The sequence below is a fragment of the Novosphingobium sp. genome (assembly GCF_036803765.1).
In the GTDB taxonomy this organism is placed as follows: Bacteria; Pseudomonadota; Alphaproteobacteria; order Sphingomonadales; family Sphingomonadaceae; genus Novosphingobium.
Genome location: NZ_DAIRTS010000053.1, coordinates 1 through 6,888 on the forward strand (window position 1 = coordinate 1; position 6,888 = coordinate 6,888).

Genomic DNA, 6,888 nt, shown 5'->3' on the forward strand with positions numbered 1-6,888 from the left:
GTCTAACGGCCGGGGGGAGCAGCGTCGTCATGCCTGCATGCTGGCAAGCCGCTGCTGGAAAAAGGCTCAAGCGATGCGATCAGCGAAAATACGTAAAAGTTGGTGATTTGTCAGCATAACCTGGGCAAAGTTCTAAAGCTTCGTTAACTTCGTCTTTACAATCGATTGCTCTGATTTAGGTGGAAAAAACCGCCGCGATCTGTGGCTGCCTGGGTCAGAGTGCGTCGTGGGTGAACAGGGCGACTGCGCCCTCGCAGCCATAGCTGCCATGGAGCCGAACCAGCGCGATGCGCACCGCGAGCTTGGCGCCATCGTTGGCGACCATCGTACAGGACAGCCGCAGGTCCGGTGTTCCGCGCAGCACGTCCTCGAGCGCATCGCGCAGCAGCGGACGGTCACGCAGCGTGAGCAGGTTGCTGAGCGGGTGGCCGATGAGCCGCTCCTCGGCCAAGCCGACATGGGTGCAGAATCCCTGGTTGACCTTGTCGATCGTGCCGCGGACCGACAGCCTGGCATAGTCGACCCCGCCATGCGCGGTCATCGCATCGAGTATCGCGGCCTTGGTATCGGCCAGCCGATCGCGCATGACTTCGCTGGTGATGTCGCGGAACATAACGGCCAGTTGCGGACCGACGCGCAGGGTATGCAGACGCAGCCAGGCATCGGGGAAGAACGGGGAGGGCAGGTCGGCCGAGGTCGCCTCGCCCCCGGCCAGCGTGCGGCGCAAGTGCGTTTCAAACAGGCTGTTGCGCATTTCCGGGATCGTATCGAACAGGGCGGGCGTGTCGGCCAATGCGACCCGGCGGCCGGTCAGCGCGGCCACGTGGCGATTGGCAAAATGGATGCGCAAGTCCGTGCCGCATAGAATGACCGCTTCTTCCACCCAATCGGCCAGCGCCATGGCCGCGGCGCTGTCTTCAGCTGCGGATGGCGTGCTGTCCGTCACCTTCATCGCATCGAATGCATCAGCATTGACCAGAACGTGCGTCGTCCGGCCATGATTGGTGATGTGAACGGGGCCGCTCATCGACGCGTCTCTCCAACGCGCGAAGTTGCGAACGAAATCGGCTGCGGATGTCGTCTTATGGGTCACGGATGCTCCGGGGGGAAGAAGCCGGCGAACTCGACGATTTTACATTAATTACGGAATTTAAGTTTCCTTTTCGCCCGCAGTTCCCGAATCTTATCCAAATTGGAGCAAGTTTTGCAAATTGCTTCGAACAGGAGTCGCGCTTCGCTCGCCCAGCCCAACGCCATGGCGCCGTTTGCCGCGCCGCCGCGCACCTCCTATATGCAGCGGTAATGACCCAGCCCCCGTCTCGTCGCATTCGCTGCGTGGTATTCAACGCCGCGCTGGGTCCGCTCGATTACAAGGTGCCCGCGCACCTCGATGTCGAGCCTGGGCATGTCGTGGTCTGCCCGCTCGGCCCGCGCCAGATCCTGGGCGTGGTGTGGGAGGCTGACCGCCTGCCGAGCGCTGACGTGCCGGAGAACAAGCTGCGCCCGATCCTGGGCGTGCTGCCCGTCCCGCCGCTCGGTGCGCCGCTGCGCCGGCTGATCGAATGGTGCGCGGACTACTATCTGGCCCCACTGTCCGCCGTCGCGCGCATGGCGCTATCGAGCACCGCGGCGCTGCAGGGCGGCAGCACGGTCACCGAATATCGCCTCTCGGGCAAGGAGCCGACGCGGCTGACCCCGCAGCGCGCGCAGGCGATGGACTTGCTGATCGACCAGCAGGCGACGATCCGCGAACTGGCCGAGATCGCCGAGGTCTCCGACGCGGTGCTGCGCGGGATGGTCAATGCCGGGCTGCTCGAACCCGTGCTGGTCGACGCCGATCGCCCCTATCCGCGCGCCAACCCGCGCCATGCCGTGCCCGATCTGTCGCCTGCGCAAGGCGAGGTCGCCGCCCGGCTGGTCGCGGCGGTCGAGGCGCGGGCCTTCGCGCCCTTCCTGCTCGACGGCGTGACCGGCTCGGGCAAGACCGAAACCTACTCCGAGGCGATCGCCGCCGCGCTCGAACAGGGGCGGCAGGTGCTCGTGCTGCTGCCCGAGATCGCGCTGACGCAAAGTTTCCTCCACCGGTTCGAGCAGCGCTTCGGGGTGGAGCCGGTGCAGTGGCACTCCTCGCTCAAGTCGTCGGAGCGGCGCCGTGCCTGGCGTGCGGTGGCGCAAGGCGGCGCACAAGTCGTGGTCGGCGCGCGATCGGCGCTGTTCCTGCCCTTCGCGCGGCTCGGCCTCATCGTCGTCGACGAGGCGCACGAGATCTCGTTCAAGCAGGACGACGGCGTGCGCTACAATGCGCGCGACGTGGCGGTGATGCGCGCCCATTTCGAGCAGATCCCCGTGGTGCTCGCCAGCGCCACGCCGGCGCTCGAAAGCCTGCAGATGGCCGCCAGCGGGCGGTACGAGCGGCTTGTTCTGCCCAGCCGCTTTGGCGGGGCGAGCCTGCCCACGATCCGCGTGGTGGACTTGCGCGAGGAAGCCCCCGATCGCGGCCACTGGCTCGCGCCCTCGCTGGTCGAGGGCTTGCGCGACCGGCTGGCCAAGGGCGAGCAGAGCCTGCTGTTCCTCAACCGCCGCGGCTATGCCCCGCTGACGCTGTGCCGCACCTGCGGCTATCGCTTCCAGTGCCCCAACTGCTCGGCCTGGCTGGTCGAGCATCGCCTGTCGCGCCGGCTCGCCTGCCACCATTGCGGGCATGAAGTGCCCACGCCCCATGCCTGTCCCGAGTGCGGCGAGCCCGACTGCCTTGTCGCCTGCGGCCCCGGCGTGGAGCGGATCGCCGACGAGGTGGCGACGATCCTGCCCGATGCACGCGTGGCGCTCGTCACTTCAGACACGTTGACCAGTGCGGCCAAGGCGGCCGAATTCGTGACCCAGGCCGAAAACAAGGCGATCGACGTGATCGTGGGGACGCAACTGGTGACGAAGGGCTATCATTTTCCCGACCTGACGCTGGTAGGCGTGGTCGATGCCGACATGGGCCTCGAGGGCGGAGACTTGCGCGCGGCCGAGCGCACGTATCAGCAGGTGGCGCAAGTCGCGGGCCGGGCCGGGCGCGGCGACAAGCCTGGCGAAGTGCTGATCCAGACGCGCCATCCCGACGCGCCGGTGATCGCCGCCCTCGCCAGCGGCGACCGCGATGCCTTCTACGAGGCCGAGACCGAGGCGCGCCGCGATGCCCATGCCCCGCCGTTCGGACGCTGGGCGGCGATCATCGTCTCGAGCGAGGACGAGGCCGAGGCCCGCGATGCCGCGCGCGCGGTCGGCGGCACCGCGCCCCGGCTCGACGACGTGATGATCCTCGGCCCCGCACCGGCGCCGCTGTCGCTGCTGCGCGGGCGCTATCGCTACCGCCTGCTGGTCAACGCGCGGCGGTCGAGCGAGGTGCAGAAGGTCATCCGCCAGTGGCTCGAGCCGTTGCGCTTTCCCCAAGGGGTAAGGGTCGCGGTGGATATCGATCCCTACAGCTTCGTTTGACCGGCATGACCAAAGCCAGCGTCAAGCCAGGTTCCGGCCCGGTTCTGGTCCCGGTGCTGGGCGACCAGCTCAGCCATGACCTACCCAGCCTCGCCGATCGCGCGCCAGGCGACACCGTCGTGCTGATGATGGAGGTCTGGGACGAGACGCAATATGTGCGCCACCACAAGGCCAAGATCGCGATGATCTTCGCCGCAATGCGCCATTTCGCCGCCGAGCTGGAGGCGAGGGGTTTCACCGTCGACTACGTGAAGCTCGACGATCCCGGCAACACCGGCTCGTTCACGGGCGAAGTGGCGCGTGCGGTGCAGCGCCATGGCGCGCGCGGGGTGCAGGTCACCGAGGCGGGTGAATGGCGCGTCAGGACGATGATCGAGGACTGGCGCGAGACGCTGGGCATTCGCGTGCGCGTCCTGCCCGACACGCGCTTCGTCTGTCCCTTGCCCGATTTCTATGCCTGGGCGGCGGGGCGCAAGCAATGGCGCATGGAATACTTCTACCGCGAGATGCGCCGCCGCACCGGGCTGCTGATGGACGGCGACCAGCCCGCCGGCGGCAAGTGGAACTACGACGCCGAGAACCGCGGCGGCCCTGACGCCGAATGCCGTCCGCCCAGCCCGGCGCACTTCCGTCCCGACGCGGTGACGCGCGACGTGATCGACCTCGTCGCCGCGCGCTTCGCCGATCACTTCGGCAGCCTCGACGCGTTTCACTGGCCGGTCACCGCCACGCAGGCGAACAAGGCCTTCGACCGCTTCCTCGAAGAGCGCCTGCCGCTGTTCGGCCGCTATCAGGATGCGATGATGGCCGGTGCGGATACGATGTACCACGCGGTCATCAGCCCCGCGCTCAACATGGGCCTGCTCGACCCGGTCGACCTGTGCCGCCGCGCCGAGACCGAATGGCGCGAGGGCCGCGCCCCGATCGAGGCGGTCGAGGGCTTCATCCGCCAGGTCATCGGCTGGCGCGAATATGTGCGCGGGATCTACTGGTTGACTATGCCCGACCTTGCCAGTGCCAACCGGCTCGAGGTGGACCGCCCGCTGCCCGAATTCTGGTGGACCGGCGAGACCGACATGGCCTGCGTGGCCGATTGCGTGCGCGTCACGCGCGACACCGCCTATGCCCACCACATCCAGCGCCTGATGGTGATGGGCAACTTCGCGCTGCTCGCGGGCCTCTCGCCGCAGGACGTCAGCGACTGGTTCCTGGTCGTCTATGCCGACGCCTACGAATGGGTAGAGATGCCCAACGTCATCGGCATGGCGCTGTTCGCCGACGGCGGCAAGCTGGGGTCCAAGCCCTATGCCGCCAGCGGCGCCTACATCAACCGCATGAGCGATTACTGCGGCGGGTGCCGCTACGACGTGAAGAAAAAGACCGGCCCAGACGCCTGCCCGTTCAATGCGCTCTACTGGCACTTCCTCTCCCGCAACGAAAAGCGCCTCTCCGGCAACCCCCGCCTCGCCAACCCCTACGCCACCTGGCGCCGCATGGCCGAGGAAAAGCAGCAGGCTTACATCGACAGCGCCGATGCGTTTCTGGCGACGCTGGAGCCGGCGGGGAAGGGGTGGGCGCGGGGGTAGGGCGGCGGCCTTGCGTTTTCTGACCACTTGGCCGACGCCTTGCCCATCCTGTGCTGTCGCGTTGCTTGCGAGCAACCGTGTCCGCGAGTGGCAGTTATGCGCCGAATGCGCCGTCGATGGTGTGCATTGCGCCGGTCACAAAACTGGCTTCCGGGCCGGCCAGCCATGCGACCATACCCGCGACCTCGTCGGCCCGGCCGTGGCGCTTGATGGCCATGAAGCTGTGCATCAGTTCCTGCATCGGGCCGTCGGCCGGATTGGCATCCGTATCGATCGGTCCGGGTTGCACCACGTTGATGGTGATGCCGCGCGGCCCGAAATCGCGCGCCAATCCTCGCGCCAACCCCTGTAGTGCGGACTTGCTCAACGCATAGGATGCCATGCCGGCGATCGGCATCCTGTCGCCATTCACCGAACCGATGATGATGATCCGCCCGCCTTCCGGCATCGACCGCGCTGCCTCGACCGAAGCATGATACGGTGCGTGGACGTTGACGCGGAACAGCCGATCCACTTCGTCGGGGTCCTGTTCCAGCGCATCGCCGAAGATGGCAAAGCCTGAATTGACGACGAGCACGTCCAGCGGCCCGCTGTCACGGACGCGGGCGATGACCGCGTCACGGTCTGCGCTGTCGGTCTGGACAGCGGTGCTTCCCGTTTCCGCAGCCAATGCCTCTGCTGCCTGTTGAGATCCGGCGTAAGTGAACGTCACTTGCGCACCGTCCTTGGCAAATCGCCGCACGATCGCTGCTCCGATGCCACGGCTGCCGCCGAGGACCAGTACGGACTTTTTGTCGAACCCAGTCATGACACCATCCTTGTAGAGTTATGTATGGACCGCTACATAAATGACCAAGCAATTTCGTCAAGGATATGTGTAGCGATGGATACAAAAATATCGCGACCGCGCGGCCGTCCGCGGCGGTTCGATCTCGAACAGGCCGTCGCAGCCGCACAGGGCCTGTTTGCAGCAAAAGGATATGACGCGGTCAGTGTCAGCGACATCACGCAAGCCTTGGGCATCAATCCGCCCAGCTTCTACGCGGCATTTGGCAGCAAGGGGGCGCTCTACGATCGCGTGCTGGAGCGATATTCTGGCAAGGACGCGCTTCCGCTTGGTCAGTTTCTGCGACCTGATCGGCCAGTCGAGGAAAGTCTTGCAGCAACTCTGGAGGCGGCCGCCCGATTTTATGCGAACACGCCGGACGCGGGCGGGTGCCTTGTTGTCGAGGGTACGCGCTGCACCGACCAGGAAGCACGGGAGGCAGCGCTTGCCTACAATCTCGCTTCGGAGGACGTGATCCGCAAATATATTGCTGAGCGTCATCCTGACGAAGCGGATCGGCTTACGGATTTCGTGGCAACCACGATGTTTGGACTATCTGCGAAGGCGCGCAACGGACACGATTTAAGCCAACTGCTCGCTACCGCACGCCTTGCGGCGGCAGCGTTGAGAACCGTATTCTGACTGGGCGAGCATTATGGGCCTCTTCAGCCAAACGGCCCCCTCACTCATCCAGCACTAGCAAATCGCACTCCACCTCCAGCGTGCGTTCGGGCACGAGGGCTTCGTCGGTGCGCGTCACGGTGACGTCGGCGACCAGCAGGCCGGGAATGCTGAAGGCGTGGTCGGGCAGGACGGCGACGAGGCGTTCGCCGTCGTCGCAGGCTTCCCAGCCGGTGAAGCGCAGGACCACGGTGTGGCGCGCGCCCGAGAAGGTCACGCTGGCCCAGGGGCGCTCGCGGTGGTCGATCAGGCTGGCGTGGTGGCCGGCAAGCGCCAGCAGCGCGCGGAGCAGGCGGGCGGCGGGGCTGGGGT

The 6,888-nt window shown here is 66.2% G+C and carries 6 protein-coding genes; 3 read left to right on the forward strand and 3 right to left on the reverse strand.

Annotation, left to right across the window (positions count from 1 at the left end):
• Positions 1 to 214 precede the first annotated feature (214 nt).
• Complete coding sequence (locus V7Q48_RS18160; protein ID WP_333840653.1) at positions 215 to 1,027, reverse strand: PAS domain-containing protein; 813 nt, start codon at positions 1,025 to 1,027, stop codon at positions 215 to 217.
• Between the two features lie 275 nt (positions 1,028 to 1,302).
• On the opposite strand from V7Q48_RS18160, the gene V7Q48_RS18165 reads away from it, so the two are divergent.
• Both V7Q48_RS18165 and V7Q48_RS18170 read left to right on the forward strand, forming a co-directional pair.
• Positions 1,303 to 3,483, forward strand: coding sequence for a primosomal protein N' (locus V7Q48_RS18165; protein ID WP_333840655.1), 2,181 nt, complete (start codon positions 1,303 to 1,305; stop codon positions 3,481 to 3,483).
• Between the two features lie 5 nt (positions 3,484 to 3,488).
• On the forward strand, positions 3,489 to 5,069 hold the full coding sequence (locus V7Q48_RS18170; protein WP_333840657.1) for a cryptochrome/photolyase family protein: 1,581 nt from the start codon (positions 3,489 to 3,491) through the stop codon (positions 5,067 to 5,069).
• A 94-nt stretch (positions 5,070 to 5,163) separates the two neighbouring features.
• Here the strand turns inward: V7Q48_RS18170 and bdcA are convergent, their stop codons facing one another.
• Complete coding sequence (bdcA, locus tag V7Q48_RS18175) at positions 5,164 to 5,877, reverse strand: SDR family oxidoreductase (protein WP_333840659.1); 714 nt, start codon at positions 5,875 to 5,877, stop codon at positions 5,164 to 5,166.
• A 75-nt stretch (positions 5,878 to 5,952) separates the two neighbouring features.
• Between bdcA and V7Q48_RS18180 the strand changes: the two genes are divergently transcribed.
• A complete protein-coding gene (locus V7Q48_RS18180; RefSeq protein ID WP_333840661.1) occupies positions 5,953 to 6,537 on the forward strand; it encodes a TetR/AcrR family transcriptional regulator in 585 nt (194 codons plus the stop codon).
• A gap of 40 nt (positions 6,538 to 6,577) precedes the next feature.
• Here the strand turns inward: V7Q48_RS18180 and V7Q48_RS18185 are convergent.
• The coding region (locus V7Q48_RS18185) for a hypothetical protein (RefSeq protein ID WP_333840664.1) at positions 6,578 to 6,888 on the reverse strand (311 nt) is incomplete at its 5' end.